Below are 21649 nucleotides of genomic sequence, written 5' to 3'. Positions count from 1 at the left end.
GCCGCCGTGGGCGCGGACTGCTGTGGGTGCTGCTGGCCGTGCCGGTGCTGGTGGGCCTGCTGCTGCTGGCGCTGGTCTGGGCGTTGAAGACCGAAGGTGGCACCGCCTACGTGCTCGCGAAGGTGCCGGGGCTGTCGCTGCAGAACGCGCGCGGCCGCCTGCTGGGCGACTTCGATGTCGACCGCGCCGAGCTGGTGCTGCCCGGCACCGAGGACCGCATCGTGCTGGAGCAGCTGCAGTGGCGCCATGTGCGACTGGCCTGGAACCGATCGCCGCTGCTGTGGGGCGAGGTGCAGGCCGATCGGCTGGCCGTGGCGCGGCTGCGGGTGCAGATGGCGCCCAGCGCGTCGACCGAGCCGGCGAAGCCGCCGCTGAGCCTGCTGTCGCCGGTGGCGATCACGATCGCCGACCTGGAGATCGGCGAGCTCTTCGCACCCGGCCTGGACCAGCCGCTGCGCGGCCTGCGCGGCAGCGCGGCGCTGGGCACCGACGGCGGCGAGCAGCATGCGCTGACGGTGAAGTCGCTCGCCTGGCAAGGACTGACCCTCGCCGGCGAGGCCCGCATCGCGACGCGCGGCGACCTGAAGCTCGCCAGCCGCTGGACGCTGAGCCAGCCCACCGGCGAGCTGCCGTGGACGGCGCCGTTCCAGCTCGATGGCGCGCTGGCCGACCTGACGCTGAAGGGCTCGCTCGAGGCGGCGAAGCAGCGGCTGCAGGTGCAGGCGCGGCTGCAGCCGTTCGCCCCCTTCCCCGTCGCCCAGCTGCAGGCGCGGGCGCAGGAACTGGACCTGGCCGCGCTGCTGCCCGGGACCGACGGCGTGCCACGCACCGGCCTGACCGGCCTGGTCACGATGACGCCCAATGCCGACCGGTCGCTGAGCGTCAAGGCCGACCTCGACAACGGCGCGTCCGGTCGCCTCGACCAGGACCGCCTGCCGCTGCGCGCGCTCCAGCTGGACCTGCTGCTGGACCCGTCGAACTGGACCCGGCTGCGCCTGCCCCGGCTCGATGCGCAGCTGGCCGGCGGCGGCCGGCTGCAGGCCGTCGGCCAGACCAGCCAGGCCGACGGCAGCGCCCTGACGCTGCGCCTGACCGGCCTCGACAGCCGCCAGATCGATGCGCGATGGCCGCTGGTCCAGGCGCGCGGCGAATTGAAGCTGGGCACCCCGGCGAGCCTGACCCAGCGGAGCGCCGACCCGGTCCTGACGGTCGAGGGCGACCTCGCCGGTGTCCTCGGCCAGGGCAAGCTGCAAGCGCCGCTGGAGCTGACGCTGGCCGCCGAACTCCGCCAACGGTCCGTCGCGCTGCAGCGGCTGCAGGCCCGCTCCGGACCGGCGACGCTGAAGGCCGAGGGCGAGTTCACCCTCAACGAGACGCTCACCCTCGCCGAGGGCTGGAAGACGCGGCTGGAAGCCTCGGTGCAGGGGCTGGACCCACGCCGCCTGAGCGCCGAGCCGGTGGCCGACGGCGCGCTGCCGCAGGCGCTCAACGGTCGCCTGCGGGCGACGCTGCAATCGGTTCGCGGCAGTCTCTGGCCCCAGGGCAAGGCCGAGTTCGACCTGCAGCCCAGCCAGTGGCAAGGCCTGCCGCTGAGCGGTCAGGTCCGCTACAGCCGCAACGGCGCGGCCACGCCGGACCTGTTCGCCGACCTGAAGCTGGCCGACGCCACGCTGCTGGCGCGCAGTCGCATCAACGCTTCGGCGCGTCGCGAGCAGGTCGACCTCTCGATCGAGTTGAACGCGCCGAAGCTGGCCAGCCTGCAGCCAATGCTGCGGGCCCAGTTCCCGCAGGCCACGATCGTCGGCAGCGCCCAGGCGCAGGCGACCGTCGTGCTGATCCAGCCCGGTGCCCGCCAGGCGCAGTACGGCAGCGACGGCAAGTGGCAGCTGCAGGGCCTGGGCCTGTCCGGCGTGCCGGGCCTGCCGGCGAATTCCGGCAGCCGGCCGGCGCTGCAGCTCGACGCCGCCTCGGGCCAATGGTCGCTGTCCAGCCTGAAGGACGCCCGGCTCGCCTGGACGACGCAACTGCGGCAGCTGCGCCTGCCGCAGCAGAGCACGCGGCTGGACGAATTGCAGCTCGACCTCTCGGGCAGCTGGCTCCAGCACCGCCTGACGCTGACGACCCAAGGCCAGGTCCCGCTGCCGCCGGTGCTGACGCAGGCCACGGCGACGAAGGTGGTCGCGCGCGCGCAGGCCGCGAGCGGGCCCGGCGGCGCGCTCGCCCAGACCGTGCCGCTGGACCCGCAGGGCGCGCGTGCCCGACTCGCGCTCGATGGCGCGCTGGACACCGACCCGCTGCAGGCCTGGCGCCAGGGCGCGACCTGGCAGGCCCGCAACCTGGCGCTCGCGCTGGAAGCCAGCCAGCAGTCGACGCCGCTGCTCAAGGCTGGCCCGCTGGCGCTGGCGCTGCGGCTCGACCGCGGCCTCGATCCGCGCCAGGCGACGCTCGCGCCGGGACGGATGGAACTGCTCGGCGCAGGCCTGCGCTGGGACCGGATGAACTGGCAGACCTCGTCGCAGCCTGGCTTGCCCTCGGGCGAGTGGGATGTGCAGGCGGCGCTCGAGCCACTGGCCGCGGCGCCGGTGCTGAACAAGCTGCAGCCCGACTTCGGCTGGGGCGGCGACCTGCAGATCGAAGGCCGCTTCAAGTCGCGACGCGACGCCCGCGGCCTGACGCTGGACGCGATGATCGAACGCACCCGCGGCGACCTGACCGTCACCGACGAAGTCAGCACCCAGCGCCTGGGCCTGACCGACCTGCGCCTGGGCGTGATCGCCGACCAGGGCGTGTGGCACCTGGTGCAGGGCGTGGCCGGCGAGAACATGGGAGCGGTCGGCGGCGCATTGACCTTCCGCGCCGCCAATGCCCATGCCCTGCCGACGCCGGGCGCCAAGCTCGAAGGCGGCATCGAGGCCAGGGTCGACAACATGGGCAACTGGGGCCCATGGCTGCCCGCCGGCTGGCGCCTGGGCGGCAGCCTCGCGGCGACGCTGAGCTTCGGCGGCACGCTGGGCGCCCCCGAGATCCGCGGCCAGGCCGGCGCGCAGAAACTCTCGCTGCGCAATCCGCTGATGGGCGTGGACATGCAGCAGGGCGAGCTCGCGCTGACCATGAGCGGCCGCGAGGCCCGGCTGGAGAGATTCAGCGCCCGGGCCGGCAACGGCACGGTCAACATGGAGGGAACGCTGCGCTTCGGCGCCCAGCCCAGCGCCGACCTCTCGCTGAAGGCGGACACCTTCGCGCTGCTGCAGCGGGTGGATCGCCGCGTCGTCGCCACCGGCGCCGCGCAGCTCAAGGCCAGCGCGCAGCTGCTGGACCTGAAGGGGCAGTTCGTCGTCGTCGAGGGGCTCTTCGACTTCTCCCGCGGCGACGCGCCGCAGCTCGACAGCGACGTGCAGGTCGTGCGCCAGAGCGCGCCGCCCAAGGCGGTCGACGGCAGCGGCAAGCCGATGCGGCTCAAGCTCGACCTCGACCTGGACCTCGGCAGACGGCTGCAGCTCAAGGGCTACGGCATCGACACGCGCCTGCGCGGCCTGCTGCATGTGGCGCAGGACGGCCAGCCGCGGCCGCAGATGACCGGCGAGGTCCGCAGCGAAGGCGGCACCTTCAACGCCTATGGACAGAAGCTGGTGGTGGAGCGTGGCGTGTTCAGCTTCGTCGGTCCGCTGGACAACCCGCGCCTGGACGTGCTGGCGATCCGGCCCGGCATGGAGAACGAGGCGGTGCGCGTCGGCGTGACCGTGACCGGCACCGCCACCAGCCCGCGGATCCGGCTCTACTCCGAGCCCGACATGAGCGAGACCAACAAGCTGTCCTGGCTGGTGCTGGGCCGCTCGCCGGACAACCTCGGCCGCAGCGACACCGCGCTGATGCAGCGCGCCGCGATGGCGCTGATCAGCGGCGACGGCGAGAGCGCCAGCGACAAGCTGATCCACAACATCGGTCTGGACGAGCTGTCCTTCAGCGGCGAGGGCGACGACGCGCGCGGCACCGTCGTGCGGCTGGGCAAGCAGGTCAGCCGGAACGTCTTCGTCGCCTACGAGCGCGGGCTGAATGCGACCACCGGCTCCTGGCAGGTGATCTACAAGCTCGCGCAGCGCTTCACGCTGCGGGCGCAGGCCAACGAGTACCAGCAGGGGCTGGACGTGATCTGGCAGTGGAAGTGGGAATAGCCCCCGGTCGCGCTGCCGTGTCGGGCGGCCACGGCGCCCGGCACATCCGCGGCGGCGAGTCGCGCCCCTTCCATGCGAGAATCCGCCGCTTTCGCGCAGCGGCCCCACCGGGCTGCTGCGTGGGCTCTCCGTAGTTCAATGGATAGAACGGCCGCCTCCTAAGCGGCAGATACAGGTTCGATTCCTGTCGGAGGGACCACCTGGTTTGCCCAGGCGGTTTCTCGCAATGCTTCCCGCGCCTGAGAACCCCAGTACGACGGGGCTTAAGTCGTCCCGCAAGGTTCCGAGCCAACCCACTTCAGCCCATATAGTCGTGGGGAACGTCGAGGGGAACGTCGAGGGGAACGAACAAAGAACACCCCTTGATCGGCTGTTTTTGTTCCCCCTCATGCACAGATATTCAATGCAAAGCGGCGGTCTGTCCTGCCGACAAGACTCGCGTGCGACTGTCTGATGCAGGCAGCCTATACCTCGAAGTCGCGCCAAGCGGATCGAAGCGCTGGTTCTGGAAGTACCGGTTCTTCGGCAAGGAAAGCGGGCTATGTGTGGGCTTTCAACTGCTCAAGAAACTTGATCGAGTGGAACGTCGCCTCTGGCGGTCGCGCCTTGTGTGAGCCGCCGTCCATCGGCCAAGCCCATAGCACCTGCGTGAAGCTGGTGCGCTTCTTTCGATACCAGGTGTCCTCGACTCCACCAACCAGGATCCCGCGCTGCTCGATCCTCAGAACGCGGGCATCGACCAGCTCCACGGACCAGCCCGATTCAACCAGTTCGGGCATCAGCGTGCACACTCACAGGCCACGCTCATCCCGACCCTAGTAGGCGCTCCGGTTGAAACTCAGATGCCCTGCCAGAAGCCTTTGAGCCCGCAGTTCCGCCGGCGTCAACTTGACGCCGCGCGACCGCATGGACCAACATGGCGAATACTGTATTCGCATACAGTATATCCAGCGGATGCACAGTGCGGCGGTCACCACCTTGAGGAGCGGATCGCTGCCGTGAGCTCGAGCACGCTGGCGTCGAGATCTACTTCGCCGCGGCGAGCAGCTCGTCCGTCGCGATCGCGTCGGCCTGGTCGAAGAACTCGGCCGGCGCGGGGTGGATCAGATCTCGCGCCTGGTCCACGGATCCGGACAACCACGTCGACCAGGCGGCCGGCTCGAGGTGGACCACAGCGCGCTTGTCCTGCGTGTCCGGCGGCGCCTTCGGGTCTGGCTTGTGCAGCCTGCCCAGCATGGGGTGCCCGTCGCAGTTGCAGGTCAGCATGGTGTACGACGGCATGATCTCGCCGGTCTCCGGGTGGGTCCAGTGGTTCCAGATGCCAGCCAGCATCCAGGGCTGGCCGTCAGCTCGCTTGAGCTGCCACCACACTTTGCGCCCTGTCTCCCTGTTCGGCTCCTGATACCAGCTCGCGGGGATCAGGCAGCGGCGCCCTTCGGCCCACGCCGCGCGGAAGGCGGGGCTTGTCGCGACGGTCTCCGATCGCGCGTTGTTCGTGCTCCTCGGCCTAGCCGCGCCCAGCTTCTTCCCCGCGGTCGCCTTCGGCTGGATCATTTCCTTGCGCGCCGGCGCGCCTAGTCGGATCAGGCCCCACTGGCCCACTTCGCCCACGAGCTCGCCGTCGACGTCGGCGCGAAGGAAGAGCCCCGGATCGAACGGTCCCACGAAGGGCTTCGCCAGGTCGTCAGGAAGCCAGAACTTGGCGAGGTGCCGGCGGATGTAGACCTCCGGGTCGGTTTTCGGCGACATGCGGTAGAGGTTGCACATCGCTCAGGCCTCCGCCGGCGGCGCTGCTGCGTCGGCGCCGTCCGCTCTCCCCTCGAAAGCCATCGACGCGATCGCGTCGATCGCCGCGCTCCTGGCCAGCTCGGGCAGCACGTGCTCGCCGGCGAGCGGCACGCGCGTGATCTGGTCGGGACTGTCGCCGACCCCCATCACAAGGACCGCGACGAAGGTCCCCCGCTCGGTCTAATCGACCTCGACATCAGCCCAAAAATTCTCAGCGTCCATGAGACGACTGTAGGGGCCGCCGGCGGCTCGTGGAAGCTGCTTCTCCAAAATCGGAACGGTGTCTGCAACCCCCTAATCTTACTAACCGGAGTTAGCGACATACGGAAATTCTCATTTAAATCAACAGCTAGGAACACACATCAACCCTAACCTCTTTCTAACCTCAACCTCATCAGATTAGGAAGTTGAACCTTAACTGTCATTAAAAAATTTATCCTTTGAAGTCAATCACTTACGGAATATTAGGTCAAGGGTTAGGTCTAATTAGGTCCACACCCTAATCAGAAAATCGCATATAGGACAATGACTTACCTCGCTTTTTCAGGGGTGGTTAGGAAGGTTAGGGAGTTCCCGAGCGGGTTCCCTGAAGGCCACCGAGCGACATGTGGTCGGTGACGTCGCGGGGGCCTCTGCCGCGCACAGCTCGGGCCGGCGGCGACCGCAAAACTCCGGCAGAACCCGTCACCGCGACTGTGCGCATCTGGACCGCGCCAGGCCGCACGGCGCCGAGCGCGGCGCCCATCCGGCACTGCCGTCGAAAGCGCCCCATTCAGCGCGCGGGCGGGGCGGGGTCCCGAGCGCGCGCTAGAGGATTTGGTCGGCGGCAACGGCATTCGGTCCCTAGGTACGCCTCGGCGCCTCCTCGCCAAACGTTCGGCATCGGGCGGCGAGCCATGATCAAACGCGGGCTTAGCTAAGTACCACGCAACCACGTGCTGCGCCCCACGCTTCCTCATTTTGCCGACCAACGCGAGGCTGGGTTGATTAGTTGTTCGGCATTCCACCCGGCTTGGTCGCGACCGCAGACGGGTTGCCAACCGGTTGCGGCTTGGGAGCACAGCGGTTGCCAGCTGGTTGCCGAAAGGTTGCCAAGTGGACACACGACCAATGCGATATCCGAGCGAGCGATGCCCCACCCGGGAAGCTGCATCTCGTCATCCGACACTTTGGACGCTTCTAAAGGTGCGCCACTGGCACAGCGGACTCGCGACATCGGCTCGGCCTCCCGATCTTTGGCCGCTGGCGCTGGGCGATGGACGGTGGATCGAACATGCAATCGCTGTCGAAGCAAGAGCTAATTTCGGCTTTGTACCGATCGCTTCGGGGCTTTCACGTCGCCTTAACGAGCCTCAACCTCTGGGGGGGTAGCTTGCCTCACTCCGCGATGGCAAATTCTCTTCCGACGTGCTCATACGTCGACTAAATGGGAGTATAAGTAACGCGCATTCTCCAAGCCGCTTTGGCTTTGACGGCATGCTTGGCAATTGGGCCAGCTCATGCTCAATGTGAATCCGAGACGAAGCAAAAAACTGAAGTTCGGGCCGACGGTACGCGGGTGAAGACCTTAACTTCGTCGTGCGCCACCATTTCCCCAATTTTGCCGACCAGACCCATTGCCAAGCCCCAAATCGAAGACGGCGGAAATCAGTATCAGATTTCTTTCGAATTGGGGCAGGTTGAGGTCAACGGCAAAAATTTGTACAATCAGCAGGCTTGGTACGATACCTTTGAACCCTTCTATAACAGCAACGAGGTTGGAAAGGAGGGTGGAGGCGCAGGTGGTGGTGGCATTACTCTTCCAGAGGGAGCCACCAAGATGGACAAATGCAAAGCGGTAGTTGATATTTGCGTTGGAGACGCAATGCGTCTAATGAATAATTTAAATACTGGCGTCTGTCAGACGATCGAGCGAGGCTGGTTCCAGCTCGGCTCGCAGCATATAGCGGCTAAGGCAGCATGTATTACCGGGAATGAAGCGGTATTCCGCAATACACGAGATAACGTCTGCCCACTTAAGATGGCGACTTGCATGGCGCAGGAATAACTTCAGTCGGCAGGCTCGGCAACGGTAATGAAAAAGACTATTCTTCTGGCGATATTTGTGATCGTGGGCGGCGTAGGCATCGTGACCTACGTTCGGGATGGAAGTACGTCGTCGCCGACGTCCCATTCGATTCGTCCGGAAGAGGATCCAAGTTCCACCGCGTCAAGCGCACCGGTTTCCTCACCACGCGTTCTGACGCAAATGGCCGAGCCTGCCAGCGCCACCGCCGCTGTAGCCCTGTCGAAGTCTTCCACTCGCGAGTCTGCGGCGGCAAAGGTCGAGGCAGCGCGCTCCTCCAGGGATCCACTTTCGTCTTACCAAGCTGCAAAGCAGATCGATGCTTGTGCGTCCGTGGACAGCAATCTTGAGGCTTGGATGTCAGCGCTTACGCGCGCCGTAAATAATTCTGAACAGCATCGCGCGCTTACAACGCTTGTGCAGCTGACGCAAGCTCAACAACGTGACTGTCAGACCCTGTCGTCGGAACAACTCTCGCAGCGAGACAAGCTACTGGAAACTGCCGCTCAAGGAGGCGTCGAAGGTGCAGCATCCGAATATTGGGAAACCGTGCCATCTCGTCGCGGAGAAAAGTGGCTTCACGACGGGGTACAGCAGGATGCCAAACAAGGCGATACGGCAGCCCTGTTCGCTGCGGCGAACAGGGCGACCCAAATCACGGCGGATCCAGTCGCGGCGGCTGCTTATCGAGTTGCCCTAATCCGCATTGCGGAGTCCAGCTTTGGTTCATCTTCAGATAAGGCTTACGCGTCGATTGCCGCAGGATGGCCTGTCCCTCAGACAAATTTAACGGAAGACGAGCGAAAGCAAATTCAGAAACTTGCCGCCGAGATTGAGCTAAATGCGGAAAAAAGGCGGGCGAAATCGTCGCCAAAGAACTGACCTTACAGCGAAGGCGCGTTAACAGCACTTCTTGTATACACGGCTCATAAGCAGTGAATCGCCCCGGATTTCCTAGACAGTTCTGAGCCGTTTGGAATGGCGACGCTCGAACTCGGCGGGCGATGTGCCGCCGGCAGTACCGTGGCGCCACTTGGGGTTATAGAATATCTCGATGTAGCTGAAGACGTCGGATCTGGCTGCATCTCGTGTCGGGTAGATCTGCCGACGAATGCGTTCCCGCTTGAGCAACTGGAAGAAGCTCTCGGCCACGGCGTTGTCGTGGCAGTTGCCGCGACGACTCATGCTGGAGACGAGGTTGTGCTCGCGCAGGAAGTCCTGCCATTCATGGCTCGTGAATTGGCAGCCCTGGTCCGAGTGCAGCATCACCGAGGACTGGGGACGCCGCCGCCAGAGCGCCATCAGCAACGCGTCGAGGACCAAGGTCGTGTCGATGCGACTGCCCATGGACCATCCGACGACCTGTCGTGAGAACAGGTCCACGACCACCGCCAGGTACAGCCAGCCTTCGTGCGTGCGGATGTACGTGATGTCGGTGACCCAAGCTCGATTGGGCTCGTCGACGGTGAACTGTCGTTGCAGGTGATTTGGCGCCACCACGGCGGGCTTGCCACCACGCATGCCGGGCCGACGCCGGTAGCCTGTCTGAGAGCGCAGTCCTTCGCGCTTGAGTAGCCGCGCCACGCGATGCTTGCCGCAGCGCTCACCGAGGTCGCGCATGTCCAGAGTGAGCTTGCGGTACCCGTAGGTCCCGCCACTCTCGAGCCAGGCATGCTTGAGCAGCCCAAGCAGCCTGCGGTCGTCCAGCTCGCGCGGACTCTGCGGCTCGGACCTCCACGCGTAGAAGCCGCTCGGGTGGACCTGCATCACGCTGCACATGCGTCGCACGCTGTGCTCATGCTCGTGCTTCTTGATGAACGCGTACCTCACCCGGACTGCTTGGCAAAGTACGCTGCGGCCTTTTTTAGGATGTCGCGCTCCTCGGTCACGCGTTTGAGCTCGGCCTTCAGTCGTCGCAGCTCTTCAGCCTGCGAGTTGGCCACCTGCGGCTCAGGTGCCGGCACGCCATAAGCCTTGATCCACTTGTACAGACTGTGCTGACTGACGCCGATTCGCGCCGACACCTCAGCGACCTTGTGGCCGCGTTCGGTAATCTGCTTGACCGCCTCGATCTTGAATTCTTCCGGGTAGGGTTGGTTCGTTTTCATGGCACCTCCTATTGGGCCTCAAGTTCTGAGGCTCGGAGATGTCCAGCAAACCTGGGGCGATTCAGTAAAGCAATGGCTCGACGAAGTGGTCAGTGTGGAAACCGAATCGTGATCCCAGGTGGGGAAACATGTGGGGGAACAAGGGTGCTTCGGCGCCCTTTTTTCATAGGAAGAATTGATTCCTGTCGGAGGGACCAGCGCCCCTCGTTCCGGCCCCGGCGCCGGTGTCAGCGCCGGTGTCAGCGCCGGTTCCCCGCCGCTAGCGCTTCAGCACGATGGTCACCAGCGCCGACGCGTCCACGACGCCGGTCACGCCGTGCACCACCCCACCCTCCAGATAGCAGAGCTGCCCGGCGCGCAGGCGCTGGCGCTGCTCGGCCCCGTCGCGCAGCACGCTCAGTTCGAGCTCGCCTTCCAGGCAATGGAGCGTGATCTCCCCGTCCACCTTGTGCGGCGGCAGCGACTTGCCCTGAGGCAGCACCACCCGCATCACCTCCAGCCCCTCCGACTTGAACAGCGCCGAAGACGGCGTACCGGACAGGGCGGCGCCAAGCGGCGCGACATCGATCGGCTGGGCGGGGGCGGCATGCGGCAAGGCCATGGCTCTGCTCCTGAAGGGCTGACGAGGGCGGCGCGGAGTCCGCGCCGCGGCTGGCGATCGGGTCATCATGGCACCGTCCGTCGCAGCGCGCACGTCCGGCGTGGGCCGGCCCTGCCGGAAGTCATCGCGGCCCGTGACGAACGGGATCGGCAAAGCGCCAGGATTGCGCGCGGTACGCGTAAAAGCGGGGTAAACCGACTTTTCATGCCGGGCCGCCTTTTTGCCCGACGCATATACTGGGAACGCCTTTGTTCCGTCCCGCGCAACGGGGACGAAACATGCGGCGCCAAGCAGCCAGGCTGTACTGATTCAAGGTTTTTCATCATGGGCGCCAAACTGAAAGTCGCGGGCTGGGTCGCGTTGGGAGCGATGGCCGGGGTCATGACGACGATGCAGCTGCAGGCCAATGCGCGCAGCACGACCAGCCCCCTCCCGCTCGAGGAACTGCAGCAGCTCGCCGCCGTCTTCGGGATCGTGAAGTCCGACTACGTCGAAGCCGTCGACGAGAAGAAGCTGATCAACGACGCCATCTCCGGCATGGTCAGCGGCCTGGATCCCCACTCCCAGTTCTTCGACAAGAAGAGCTTCAAGGAATTCCGCGAAAGCACCTCCGGCAAGTTCGTCGGCGTCGGCATCGAGATCGGCATGGAGGACGGCCTGGTCAAGATCGTCTCGCCGATCGAAGGCAGCCCCGCCTTCCGCGCCGGCCTCAAGAGCGGCGACCTGATCAGCAAGATCGACGACACCGCGGTGCGCGGCCTGACGCTCGACCAGGCGGTCAAGAAGATGCGCGGCGAACCGGCCACCAAGGTCACGTTGTCGATCTACCGCAAGTCCGAGAGCCGCACCTTCCCGATCACGATCACCCGCGAGGAGATCCGCGTCCAGAGCGTGCGCGCCAAGATGGTGGAACCGGGCTACGCCTGGATCCGCGTCAGCCAGTTCCAGGATCGCACCGTCGAGGACTTCACTCAGAAGCTCGCCGACCTGTACAAGCAGGACCCCAAGATCAAGGGCGTCGTGCTGGATCTGCGTAACGACCCGGGCGGCCTGCTCGAGGGCGCCGTGGCGATCTCCGCGGCCTTCCTGCCCAAGGGCGTGGAAGTGGTGTCGACCAACGGCCAGCTCGCCGAATCCAAGGCCAGCTACCGTGCCGATCCCGACTTCTATGCTCGCCGCGGCTCCGGCGACCCGCTGCGCCGCCTGCCGGACGCGCTCAAGAGCGTGCCCCTGGTGGTGCTGGTCAATGAAGGTTCCGCCTCGGCCAGCGAGATCGTCGCCGGCGCGCTGCAGGACCACAAGCGCGCGACGGTGATGGGCCTGCAGACCTTCGGCAAGGGCTCGGTGCAGACGGTGCGCCAGTTGGGCCCGGATACCGCGGTCAAGCTCACCACCGCCCGGTACTACACGCCGAGCGGCCGCTCGATCCAGGCCAAGGGCATCGTCCCGGACATCCCGCTGGACGAGACCGCCGAGGGCAACGTCTTCGCCGAGTTGCGCATGCGCGAGGCCGACCTCGAGAAGCACCTGCACGGCGCCGACGAGAAGACGGAAGAAGCGCGCTCGAAGGAGCTCGAGAAGATCCGCGAGGAGCGCCGCCAGAAGCTGGAGGCTGACTACGCCAAGCGCGCCGAGCCGCCCAAGCCGCTGCCCGAGTTCGGCAGCAGCGAGGACTTCCCGCTGCGCCAGGCGCTGAACCAGCTGCAAGGCAAGCCGGTCGCGGTCTCCAAGGTGGCCCAGGAACGCAAGGCGGAAGCCAAGACCGAGTGAGCCGTGGCGCCGGTCGCTCCGCCGCCCGACGCGCGGTGGGCGACTCGGTCCACCAACAGCGCCTGATTGCGCCCAGTAGCGCCCAATGGCGCCCAATGGCGCCCCCAATGAAAAACGCCCGGTGCGATGCACCGGGCGTTGTTGGTTGGTGGGTACCTCCGGTTCAACCGGCCGTGGTGCCCTTGTGCTCCTCGGTGTCGTCCGGCGCGCGCGTGTAGCGGGCGAAGGCATTGGCGGCCCACAGGCCCACCTCGTACAGCAGGCACATCGGGATCGCGAGCGCGAGCTGCGAGACGATGTCCGGCGGCGTGATCACCGCCGCGATGACGAAGGCCAGCACGATGAAGTAGCCGCGGAACTGCTTGAGCTGCTGCACCGTGACGATGCCCATGCGGGCCAGCACCACGACCACCACCGGCACCTCGAAGGCGGCACCGAAGGCGATGAACATGTTCATCACGAAGCCCAGGTAGGCCTCGATGTCCGGCGCGGCGGTGATGCTCTTGGGCGCGAAGCTCTGGATGAAGGTGAAGACCTTCCCGAACACGAAGAAGTAGCAGAACGCCACCCCCGCGAAGAACAGCAGCGTGCTCGACACCACCAGCGGCATCACCAGCCGCTTCTCATGCGAGTAGAGCCCGGGCGCGACAAAGGCCCAGACCTGGTACAGGACGACCGGCAACGCGAGCAGGAAGGCCGCCAGCAGCGTGATCTTCAGCGGCACCAGGAAAGGCGACAGCACATTTGTCGCGATCATCGAGCTGCCCTGGGGCAGGTGCGACACCAGCGGCACGGCCAGCAGGTCGAACAGACCGCCCGGACCCGGCCATGCGCACAGCAGGCCGAAGGCCACGCCGATCGCCAGCAGCGCCCGGATCAACCGGTCGCGCAGCTCCATCAGGTGGGACACAAAGGGCTGTTCGGTGCCGGCCAGTTCGTCTTCTTGGGGGCTGCTCATGAGGCTCGGCGAGGAGGACGGAAGCGCGCCACGCGGGCCGCGCCGGATTGGGCATGGCGTTTCACGCCCAGCCGCTGCTTGTACCAGAGCGGCGTGGCGCCCCGCTTCAGGCGCCAGTTCTTCTTCGGATGCGCGTAGACCGGGACCACGCTGTGGCCGCCGATCAGCCCGCCCTCGGACGAGGTGCCGTCCACCGACAGGTCGGACCAGGTCGACTGCAGCGCCTGATTGGCGGAATCCACCTGCTCCTGGACGCTGGCCTGCACATCGCTGACGGCGGTCTCGAACTGGCCTTTCATCTTCTGGAGTTCCTCCAGCTCGATGGACCGGTTCACTTCCGCCTTCACGTCGGCCACGTAGCGCTGCGCCTTGCCGAGCAGCGTGCCCACCGTGCGGGCCACCCGCGGCAGGCGCTCAGGGCCGAGCACGACCAGCGCCACCGCGCCGATCAGCATCAGCTTGTCGAAGCCGAAATCGACCATGCGGGTCGCGCTCAGCTACGGGTCTTGGCGTCGACGTCGACGGTGTTCGGATCGGCCGCCTTGTTGGTGTTGGCCACCTGCTGCGGCGGCGCGTCGGACGAGGTGCCGTCCTTCATGCCGTCCTTGAAGCCCTTGACCGCGGCGCCCAGGTCGCCGCCCACATTGCGCAGCTTCTTGGTGCCGAACACGGCGATGACGACCACCAGCACGATCAGCCAGTGCCAGATGCTCAAACTACCCATGACATTCTCCAGAGTCGGAAGTCGAAATTCTAAGGGCCGCTCATGACAGGCATACCGGCGATCTGCGCCCATCCCTGCCCGCATCAGCGGCTTATGCGCCTCACCTCACCCGCAGGGCGAACCTAAACCCTCATATACCGAGCGGTCGGCGTTGGCTTCGCCGGGCGTGGCTGCCCGCGGAAGTGGAGGCGGCAATCAGCCCTTCAACCAGGGGCGGGGCCCGCCGATCGCATGCATGTGGAGGTGGAACACCTCCTGGCCGCCGTCCGAACCCGTGTTGACCACGGTGCGGAAGCCGTTGGTGACGCCCAGTTCCTTCATCAGCCGGGGCACCAGCACCGACATCTTGCCCAGCAGCGGCGCATGCTCGGGCTGCAGGTCGGCCATGCTGGCGATGTGCTGCTTGGGAATCAGCAGGAAATGCACCGGCGCCCACGGGTGGATGTCGTGGAAACCGATCACATCGTCGTCCTCGTAGACCTTCTTGGCGGGAATCTGGCCCTGGACGATCTTGCAGAAGATGCAGTTGGGGTCGTGGCTCATGGTGGCGGCGGGGCGGCGGTCAGGGAATCCGGCGGACCGGGATCGGGCAGTGGGGGCGCGGGCGAGGCGCGATGGCGCCTCAGGTCGGCATCGGCCGGCGGTCGTTCATCGCCAGCCAGCCACGCACGATGCGGTACAGGAACCAGATCGAGATCAGGCACCACGCGATCCAGCCCGGGATGATGAACAGCAGCCACAGCGGGATCGTCACCACGTACAGGATCCCGCACCACAGCACGCTGCGCAGGCGCCAGGAGAAGTGGGTCGCCTGCCAGGTGCCGACGGCCTCGTCGCGCTTCACCAGGTCGACGATGACGGCGACGATCAGCAGCACGATGCTGGCCTGCACGCCGGGCAGCAGCGCGCCGATGGCGACGATGGCGTGCAGCACGTAGCTGATGATGCCGACGGTGCGGAGGCTGGCCTCGCGCTGGGGATCGAGGACGACGGACGGCGGTTGCGGTTCGAACGACTCGGTCATGGGCGCTCCTGCGGTTGTCTGCTGGCGAATTCTTCCAGGCCGGACAGGCCTTCGCGGCGGGCGAGTTCGGCCAGCACGCGCTCGGGTCGCACGTCGAGCGCGGCCAGCGCCACGATCGAGTGGAACCAGAGGTCGGCGACCTCGTAGACCAGCTTGTCCGGCGCGCCGTCCTTGGCGGCGATCACGACCTCGGTCGCTTCCTCGCCCACCTTCTTGAGGATCTGGTCCAGGCCCTTGGCGAAGAGCTTGGCGACATAGCTCTTGTCGGGATCGCCCTCGGCGCGGCGTTGCGCGACCACGTCGCCCAGGTGGGCCAGCACGTCGCGCGAGAGGGACGCGCCGGCGGCGGTGTTGTCGGTGCTCATCGCGCTCAGGCCTTGTAGATGGTGGCCGGGTCCTTGAGGACCGGCTCGACGGTCGTCCAGCGCCCGTGCTCGAGCTTCTGGAAGAAGCAGCTGTGACGGCCGGTGTGGCAGGCGATGCCGGGCTCATGGCCGTGCTGGGTGATGGTCAGCAGCACCACGTCGTTGTCGCAGTCCAGGCGGATGCCGTGGACCTGCTGCACATGGCCGGACTCCTCGCCCTTGTGCCACAGCTTCTGGCGCGAGCGGCTCCAGTACACCGCCTCGCCGAGTTCGGCGGTGCGGGCCAGCGCCTCGCGGTTCATCCACGCGAACATGAGGATGTCGCCGGAGCCCTGCTCCTGCGCGATGACGGGCACCAGGCCGTCGCGGTCCCATTTGATCTGATCGAGCCAGTCCATCGCGGCAGTGTAGTCCGGGCCTGCCGCCGGCAGCGGTCGTGCGCACTCAGACGACATGGGTGAGCCCCACATGGAAGCGCTCCGCCGCGAACCACTGCAACACCGGGATCGTGCCCGGCAGCACCGGCTGGACCTGCACCGGCAGGTGCTGCCAGCTCATGGACTGGCCTTCGCGCATCTCGAACTCGCCGGTCCATTCATAGACCTTGCAGAAGTGCAGCCGCACCTTGGCATGCGGGTACTCCATCAGCTCGATCTTCCAGGGATGGGCGGCGCCGATGGTGATGCCGAGTTCCTCGTGCAGCTCGCGGCGCAGCGCCTGTTCGACCGTCTCGCCGGCCTCCAGCTTGCCACCCGGGAACTCCCAGTAGCCGGCGTAGACCTTGCCCTCGGGGCGGGAGGTCAGCAGGAATTCGGTCTCCCGGCCGCTCGCCTCGCGGCGCACCAGGACGCCGACGGCGACATCGACCGGTACCCGGTCGGTGGCGGCGGACGGGCTGTGCGGATTGGCCTGTTGCGGCTCAGACATGGTCCAGGCCCTCCGGCGCGTCGCCATCCGTGCTTGCAGGGGCCGCCGCGACCGGTGCCGCGCCCTCGTCGGCGGCGCCGCGGCCGGCCAGGTCCCGGGCGAACTGATAGGCCACCCGGCCTGAGCGCGACCCACGCTCCAGCGCCCAGACCAGCGCCGGCTGACGCGCCGCCACGATGCGGGCGCCGTCCAGGCCGAAGTGCGACAGCCACTGGGCGACGATCGCCAGGTACTCCTGCTGGCTGAAGCTGTAGAAGCTGATCCACAGCCCGAAGCGCTCGGACAGCGAGATCTTCTCCTCGACCGCCTCGCCGGGGTGGACCTCGACGTTGCCGTCGCGCTCCGAATGGGTGTAGCCCAGGTTGTCCTTCATCTGCTCGGGCAGCAGGTGGCGGCGATTGCTGGTGGCATAGATCAGCAGGTTGTCGGTGGCGGCGGCGACCGAGCCATCCAGCATCGACTTCAGCGCCTTGTAGCCGGCCTCGCCCTCGTCGAAGCTGAGGTCGTCGCAGAAGATCACGAAGCGCTCCGGACGGTCGGCGACCAGGTCGGCCAGGTCCGGCAGGTCGACCAGATCGGCCTTGTCGACCTCGATCAGGCGCAGCCCCTGATCGGCGAACTCGTTCAGGCAGGCCTTGATCAGCGAACTCTTGCCGGTGCCGCGCGCGCCGGTCAGCAGCACGTTGTTGGCGGGCTGGCCCTGCACGAACTGGCGGGTGTTGCGCAGCAGGCGCTCCTTCTGCGGCTCGACTTCCTTGAGGTCGTCCAGGCGGATCGTCGACAGGTGCCGCACCGCTTCCAGCCGCGCGCTCGCGCCGCGCTTGCGGTAGCGGAAAGCGACCGCCGCCTCCCAGTCGGGCGGCGTCAGGGGCTGGGGCAGCACGGCCTCCAGGCGGCTCAGCAGCGCGTCGGCGCGCCGCAGCAGGGCATCAAGGGCGTCGGACATGGGGCCGAGTGTAGGGGCCGCGCCACCGGTGGGCGGGCGCTGAGCGGTCCCCGGACTCAGGCGAGCATTCGCATTGCGGCATCCAACTGTTCGGTGGGAAGCCGCTTGAAGCCGGAACGCGCATAGCGCTGCAGCCGGCCGATGATGAAGCTCACCAGCACCGAGGCCTGCGCCTGGGCCTCGACGGTCGGGGTGCTGGAGCCCGAGGCCTCGGCCGCGGTGCGCAGCGCCTGGCGCAGCGAGGATTCGACCTTGTCGAAGAACTGGTTCATGCGCGCGACCAGGCGCTCGTTCTCATAGACCAGCGCGTCGCCGACCATCACGCGGGCCATGCCCGGGTTGCGCTCGCCGAATTGCAGCAGCACCGCGACGATGCGCTGCGCCTGGGCCAGTCCGTCCGTCTCGCGTTCGGCGATCTGGTTGAGCAGGGAAAAGATGCTGGTCTCGATGAACTCGATGAGGCCCTCGAACATCTGGGCCTTGCTGGCGAAGTGCCGGTAGAGGGCGGCCTCGCTGACTTCCAGCCGCGCGGCCAGCGCGGCGGTGGTGACCCGCTCGGCGCCGGGCTGTTCCAGCATGCTGGCCAGCGTCTGCAGGATCTGCACCCGGCGCTCTCCCGGCTTGAGCCGCTTGCGTGGCAGCTCGGCCGGCTTGGCGGCGGCGGAGTCCGAGGTATCCGGTGGGCTGGTGTGCATGGGAGGGGCCGAAGTGTGCGGCGATTCTGGCACAGCCCGAACGCCGCCTTGACGGCGATGCCGGACGATGTACGCCACCACTTGCGGGTCGGAGAGCCCCCTGTTCGCTCGCCAGGCGTCGGCCAAGGGCGCAGCCGCCCGGCTCCTCCGGCCTCCCGCGCCGGTCAGTCGCGCAGCCAGCCCAGGCGACGCGCCTCGTAGATGGCCTCGACCTTGGAGCGCACCTGCAACTTGCGGTAGGTGCGTTTCACGTAAGTCATGATCGTGTGCGGCGACACGTTCATGAACTGCGCGATCTCGTCGAAGGTGAAGCCCTTGGCGGCCAGGTGCAGCACCCGCGATTCCTGCTCGGACAGCGCCACCACCTGCTCATCGACCAGCGGCATCGGTGCCGACTCGCCGAAGCCGCGCGGATGGGCACCCGCCCCTTGCGGCGCCAGGCGCAGCAGCAGGCGGCGCGCGATCACCGGGGAGATCGGACTGCCGCCCGCGCGCAGCGAGCGCAACTGGCCGGGCAGGTCCAGCGCCAGCGAGTCCTTGAGCAGGTAGCCGGTCGCGCCGGCTTCGATGCTGGAGAGCACATGCTGCTCGTCGCCGAAGACCGAGATGACCATCACCTCGCACTCGGGCGCGACATGGGCGGCATGGCGGATCAGTTCGATCCCGCTGCCGCCGGGCAGGTCGAGGTCGACCAGCAACACGTCGGGACGCGTCTGGTCGAACATCTTCCGGCCCTGCTGGAGATCGGTGGCCATGCCCACCAGACGGATGTCCGGCGCTTTTTCCAGGGCATGGGCGAACGCTTCGCGGAAACGAAGCTGATCCTCGACGATCAAGACGCTGAACAGTGACATGCAATCCCTCACGGCTATGGAGCCGTTCCGGGGCGCATTCTGGGATGTCGCGTCTTTCAGCGGCAATCCCCAGCTTGCAGTGGTATGACCTTCGACCATCCCCGACTCCTGAGCGATACGCGAGGGCAAGCCTCGCGCCCGGAAACGACCGAGCCCCCTCGTTTGGAGGGGGCTCGTCGGGGGAAATCACCGCGCCGAGGCGGCGGTCATCCGGTCAATGCGAGCGGATCATCGTGCCGTAGGCCTGCTCGGACAGGATCTCCAGCAGCATCGCGTGAGGCACGCGGCCGTCGATGATGTGCACCGCCTTGACGCCGCTGCGGGCCGCATCCAGCGCCGAGGCGATCTTGGGCAGCATGCCGCCGGACAGCGTGCCGTCGGCGAAGAGCTCGTCGATCTCGCGGGCCGACAGGTCGGTCAGCAGGTTGCCCTGCTTGTCCAGCACGCCGGGGGTGTTGGTCAGCAGCACCAGCTTCTCGGCCTTGAGCACCTCGGCCAGCTTGCCGGCGACGACGTCGGCATTGATGTTGTAGCTCTCGTTGCTCTCGCCGAAGCCGATCGGGCTGATCACCGGGATGAACTGGTCGTCCTGCAGCGCCTTCACGACGCTGGGATCGATCGCGACGATGTCGCCGACCGAGCCGACGTCGTGTTCCTTGGACGGGTCGTCCTTGTCGACCATCTTGAGCTTCTTGGCGCGGATCATGCCGCCGTCGCGACCGGTCAGGCCGACCGCCTTGCCGCCGGCGACGTTGATCAGGCCGACGATGTCCTGCTGCACCTCGCCGGCCAGCACCCATTCGACGACGCTCATCGTCTCCTCGTCGGTGACCCGCATGCCCTGGATGAAGTGGCCCTTCTTGCCGAGCTTGTTGAGCGCGTCCTCGATCTGCGGGCCGCCGCCGTGCACCACCACCGGGTTCAGGCCGACCAGCTTCAGCAGCACCACGTCCTCGGCGAAGTCCTGCTGCAGCGCCGGATCGGTCATCGCGTTGCCGCCGTACTTGATGACGATGGTCTTGCCGTGGTACTTGCGGATGTAGGGCAGTGCCTGGGACAGCAGCTCCGCCTTGTCGCGCGGCGGGATGTGGCTGAGGTCGGCGTCGTGGACGGGCGGGGTGTTGCTCATGGTGCTGTCCGGATGAGGCGGAAGGGGTGGCGGGGTGAACCCTCCAGGGAGGGCGCGCAAGTCGAACGGGCGCCATTCTAGGACCGGCAAAATCGGCGCCATGCAAGTGCAGCAATACCTGAAGCTCTCGGTCCTGGTGGCGGTGCTGACCATCGCCCTGAAGACGGCCGCCTGGTGGTGGACCGGGTCGGTGGGCCTGCTGTCGGATGCGCTCGAATCGGGGGTGAATCTCGCCGGCGCCCTCTTCGGCCTGGCGATGGTGACGATCGCCCGCCGCCCGCCCGACGAGGACCACCCCTTCGGCCACCACAAGGCGGAGTACTTCTCCAGCGCCTTCGAGGGCGCGCTGATCCTGATCGCGGCGCTGGGCATCGCCTGGGCGGCCATCGACCGCTTGCGCGCGCCGCAGCCGCTCGAGCAACTGGGCGTGGGCATGGTGCTGTCGCTGGTGAGCACGGCCATCAACGGCGCGCTCGCCTGGAAGATGCTGCGGGCCGCGCGCGTGCACCGCTCCATCGCGCTGGAGGCCGACGCGCGCCATCTGTTCACCGACGTGTGGACCTCGGTCGGCGTGGTGGCCGGGCTGATCGGCGTGATGGTCACGGGCTGGACCTGGCTGGATCCGCTGCTGGCGATCCTCGTGGCGCTGAACATCCTGCGCGAGGCGGTGCACCTGATGTGGCGCTCCACCGCCGGGCTGATGGACATGGCGCTGGATCCCGAGGACCAGCGGGCGATCTCGTCGGTGCTGCAGGGATTCGAGTCGCCCGAGCTGCGCTTCGACCACGTCGCCACGCGCGTGGCGGGGCAGCGACGTTATGTCGACTTCCACCTGCACGTGCCGGCCCGGTGGACGCTGGGCGAGGCGGCGAAGCTGCGGGGCGAGGTCGAGCAGGCGCTGATGCGCGCCCTGCCCGGCATCCGCGCCAGCATCCAGCTGTTGCCGGTGAATGTCGAGACGCGCTTCGAGCAGCAGGCCGCCAAGGAAGGAACGCCGGAATGATCGCGCTGCTCCAACGCGTGAAGGAAGCCCGGGTCGATGTCGGCGACCACTGCACCGGACGCATCGGGCCCGGGCTGCTGCTGCTGGTCTGCGCCGAGCCGCAGGACGACGAGGCGGTGGCCGACAAGCTGCTGCAGAAGATCCTGAAGCTGCGGATCTTCAGCGACGAGGCCGGCAAGATGAACCGCAGCCTGCAGGACGTGGGCGGCGGACTGCTGATCGTCTCGCAGTTCACGCTGGCGGCGGACACCTCCGGCGGGAACCGGCCCAGCTTCACCGGCGCCGCGCCCGCCGAGTCCGGACGCCGGCTCTACGACCACCTGGTGCGCTCAGCCCAGGCACAGCACCCGGTCGTGCACACTGGCGAATTCGGCGCCGACATGCAGGTCAGCCTGGTCAACGACGGGCCGGTGACCATCCCGATGCGGATGTGACGGCGCGCGGCATGGCCGCCATCCCGACCGGAACGTCGACTCGAACGACCTCGAACCACCTTGAACGAACACCCGATGAAGGGGAG

At 66.9% G+C, this 21649-nt stretch carries 24 protein-coding genes and 1 tRNA gene; 8 read left to right on the top strand and 17 right to left on the bottom strand.

All coding sequences use genetic code 11. The features are described 5' to 3' along the window. The 3 genes from CS062_RS27305 to CS062_RS27380 form a co-directional block, all read left to right on the top strand. Positions 1–4172 (top strand): translocation/assembly module TamB domain-containing protein (locus tag CS062_RS27305; RefSeq protein WP_143742392.1); only part of this gene is annotated, 4172 nt, incomplete at its 5' end. Between the two features lie 124 nt (positions 4173–4296). After that, positions 4297–4371 (top strand) — tRNA-Arg (locus CS062_RS17320). Positions 4372–4612: 241 nt separating this feature from the next. Further along, complete coding sequence (locus tag CS062_RS27380) at positions 4613–4786, top strand: Arm DNA-binding domain-containing protein (protein ID WP_368372860.1); 174 nt, start codon at positions 4613–4615, stop codon at positions 4784–4786. On the opposite strand, the gene CS062_RS26260 is transcribed toward CS062_RS27380, so the two are convergent. The 3 genes from CS062_RS26260 to CS062_RS26255 form a co-directional block, all read right to left on the bottom strand. Further along, entirely contained in the window at positions 4712–4951 is a 240-nt protein-coding gene (locus CS062_RS26260; RefSeq protein ID WP_158238817.1) for a hypothetical protein, read from the bottom strand. The two genes, CS062_RS27380 and CS062_RS26260, sit on opposite strands and share 75 nt — an antisense overlap. A gap of 247 nt (positions 4952–5198) precedes the next feature. After that, positions 5199–5939, bottom strand: coding sequence for an SOS response-associated peptidase (locus CS062_RS17310; protein WP_099862836.1), 741 nt, complete (start codon positions 5937–5939; stop codon positions 5199–5201). A 3-nt stretch (positions 5940–5942) separates the two neighbouring features. Then, complete coding sequence (locus tag CS062_RS26255) at positions 5943–6107, bottom strand: hypothetical protein (RefSeq protein ID WP_158238816.1); 165 nt, start codon at positions 6105–6107, stop codon at positions 5943–5945. 1411 nt (positions 6108–7518) lie between these two features. On the opposite strand from CS062_RS26255, the gene CS062_RS25905 reads away from it, so the two are divergent. Beyond that, positions 7519–8007 carry a hypothetical protein gene (locus CS062_RS25905; RefSeq protein WP_143742391.1) on the top strand — a complete coding sequence of 163 codons (489 nt, stop codon included), beginning with the start codon at positions 7519–7521 and terminating at the stop codon, positions 8005–8007. A 27-nt stretch (positions 8008–8034) separates the two neighbouring features. Next, positions 8035–8907 (top strand): RAD23 family protein, encoded by an 873-nt coding sequence (locus CS062_RS25900; RefSeq protein ID WP_143742390.1) that lies wholly within the window; start codon positions 8035–8037, stop codon positions 8905–8907. A gap of 72 nt (positions 8908–8979) precedes the next feature. Here the strand turns inward: CS062_RS25900 and CS062_RS17305 are convergent. Continuing rightward, a protein-coding gene (locus CS062_RS17305) for an IS3 family transposase (RefSeq protein ID WP_099862835.1) occupies positions 8980–10133 on the bottom strand; the annotation gives its coding sequence in 2 pieces (ribosomal slippage) (positions 8980–9893 and positions 9893–10133; 1155 coding nt in all). Between the two features lie 259 nt (positions 10134–10392). Next, complete coding sequence (locus tag CS062_RS17300) at positions 10393–10734, bottom strand: cupin domain-containing protein (RefSeq protein WP_099862834.1); 342 nt, start codon at positions 10732–10734, stop codon at positions 10393–10395. 324 nt (positions 10735–11058) lie between these two features. On the opposite strand from CS062_RS17300, the gene CS062_RS17295 reads away from it, so the two are divergent. After that, positions 11059–12504: a S41 family peptidase gene (locus CS062_RS17295; RefSeq protein WP_099862833.1), complete on the top strand. Its 1446-nt coding sequence runs from the start codon at positions 11059–11061 to the stop codon at positions 12502–12504. A gap of 163 nt (positions 12505–12667) precedes the next feature. Here CS062_RS17295 and tatC read toward each other — a convergent pair whose 3' ends face one another. The 12 genes from tatC to argB all read right to left on the bottom strand — a co-directional run bounded on the left by tatC (position 12668) and on the right by argB (position 20126). Next, the gene (gene tatC / locus CS062_RS17290) at positions 12668–13462 is read right to left on the bottom strand and encodes a twin-arginine translocase subunit TatC (RefSeq protein ID WP_099862832.1); all 795 of its coding nucleotides are present in this window, start codon (positions 13460–13462) and stop codon (positions 12668–12670) included. Beyond that, the gene (gene tatB, locus CS062_RS17285; protein WP_099862831.1) at positions 13459–13944 is read right to left on the bottom strand and encodes a Sec-independent protein translocase protein TatB; all 486 of its coding nucleotides are present in this window, start codon (positions 13942–13944) and stop codon (positions 13459–13461) included. Before tatB ends, tatC begins: the two co-directional genes overlap by 4 nt. Positions 13945–13955: 11 nt before the next feature. Further along, on the bottom strand, positions 13956–14186 hold the full coding sequence (tatA, locus tag CS062_RS17280) for a Sec-independent protein translocase subunit TatA (RefSeq protein WP_091725763.1): 231 nt from the start codon (positions 14184–14186) through the stop codon (positions 13956–13958). Between the two features lie 195 nt (positions 14187–14381). Next, on the bottom strand, positions 14382–14729 hold the full coding sequence (locus tag CS062_RS17275; protein ID WP_099862830.1) for a histidine triad nucleotide-binding protein: 348 nt from the start codon (positions 14727–14729) through the stop codon (positions 14382–14384). A 79-nt stretch (positions 14730–14808) separates the two neighbouring features. After that, a complete protein-coding gene (locus CS062_RS17270; protein WP_099862829.1) occupies positions 14809–15210 on the bottom strand; it encodes a DUF4870 family protein in 402 nt (133 codons plus the stop codon). Continuing rightward, positions 15207–15575, bottom strand: a complete 369-nt coding sequence (locus tag CS062_RS17265) for a phosphoribosyl-ATP diphosphatase (protein ID WP_099862828.1) — start codon at positions 15573–15575, stop codon at positions 15207–15209. The genes CS062_RS17270 and CS062_RS17265 overlap by 4 nt, the downstream gene beginning before the upstream one ends. 5 nt (positions 15576–15580) lie before the next feature. Further along, positions 15581–15973 (bottom strand): phosphoribosyl-AMP cyclohydrolase, encoded by a 393-nt coding sequence (hisI, locus tag CS062_RS17260; RefSeq protein WP_099862827.1) that lies wholly within the window; start codon positions 15971–15973, stop codon positions 15581–15583. A 46-nt stretch (positions 15974–16019) separates the two neighbouring features. Continuing rightward, positions 16020–16502, bottom strand: coding sequence for an NUDIX domain-containing protein (locus CS062_RS17255; protein WP_099862826.1), 483 nt, complete (start codon positions 16500–16502; stop codon positions 16020–16022). After that, positions 16495–17448, bottom strand: coding sequence for an ATP-binding protein (locus CS062_RS17250; protein ID WP_099862825.1), 954 nt, complete (start codon positions 17446–17448; stop codon positions 16495–16497). Before CS062_RS17250 ends, CS062_RS17255 begins: the two co-directional genes overlap by 8 nt. A 56-nt stretch (positions 17449–17504) precedes the next feature. Next, positions 17505–18143 (bottom strand): nucleoid occlusion factor SlmA, encoded by a 639-nt coding sequence (gene slmA / locus CS062_RS17245; RefSeq protein WP_091725790.1) that lies wholly within the window; start codon positions 18141–18143, stop codon positions 17505–17507. Positions 18144–18307: 164 nt separating this feature from the next. Then, positions 18308–18997: a response regulator gene (locus CS062_RS17240; protein ID WP_091725793.1), complete on the bottom strand. Its 690-nt coding sequence runs from the start codon at positions 18995–18997 to the stop codon at positions 18308–18310. 214 nt (positions 18998–19211) lie between these two features. Then, on the bottom strand, positions 19212–20126 hold the full coding sequence (argB, locus tag CS062_RS17235; RefSeq protein ID WP_099862824.1) for an acetylglutamate kinase: 915 nt from the start codon (positions 20124–20126) through the stop codon (positions 19212–19214). A 100-nt stretch (positions 20127–20226) separates the two neighbouring features. Here argB and CS062_RS17230 point away from each other — a divergent pair, with 100 nt between their 5' ends. Next, positions 20227–21129 (top strand): cation diffusion facilitator family transporter, encoded by a 903-nt coding sequence (locus CS062_RS17230; protein ID WP_099862823.1) that lies wholly within the window; start codon positions 20227–20229, stop codon positions 21127–21129. Then, positions 21126–21563: a D-aminoacyl-tRNA deacylase gene (dtd, locus tag CS062_RS17225; RefSeq protein ID WP_099862822.1), complete on the top strand. Its 438-nt coding sequence runs from the start codon at positions 21126–21128 to the stop codon at positions 21561–21563. Before CS062_RS17230 ends, dtd begins: the two co-directional genes overlap by 4 nt. Positions 21564–21649 lie beyond the last annotated feature (86 nt).

The organism is Roseateles chitinivorans (assembly GCF_002761755.1).
Classification (GTDB): Bacteria; Pseudomonadota; Gammaproteobacteria; order Burkholderiales; family Burkholderiaceae_C; genus Roseateles; species Roseateles chitinivorans.
This window is presented reverse-complemented; position numbering and strand designations above follow the sequence as displayed.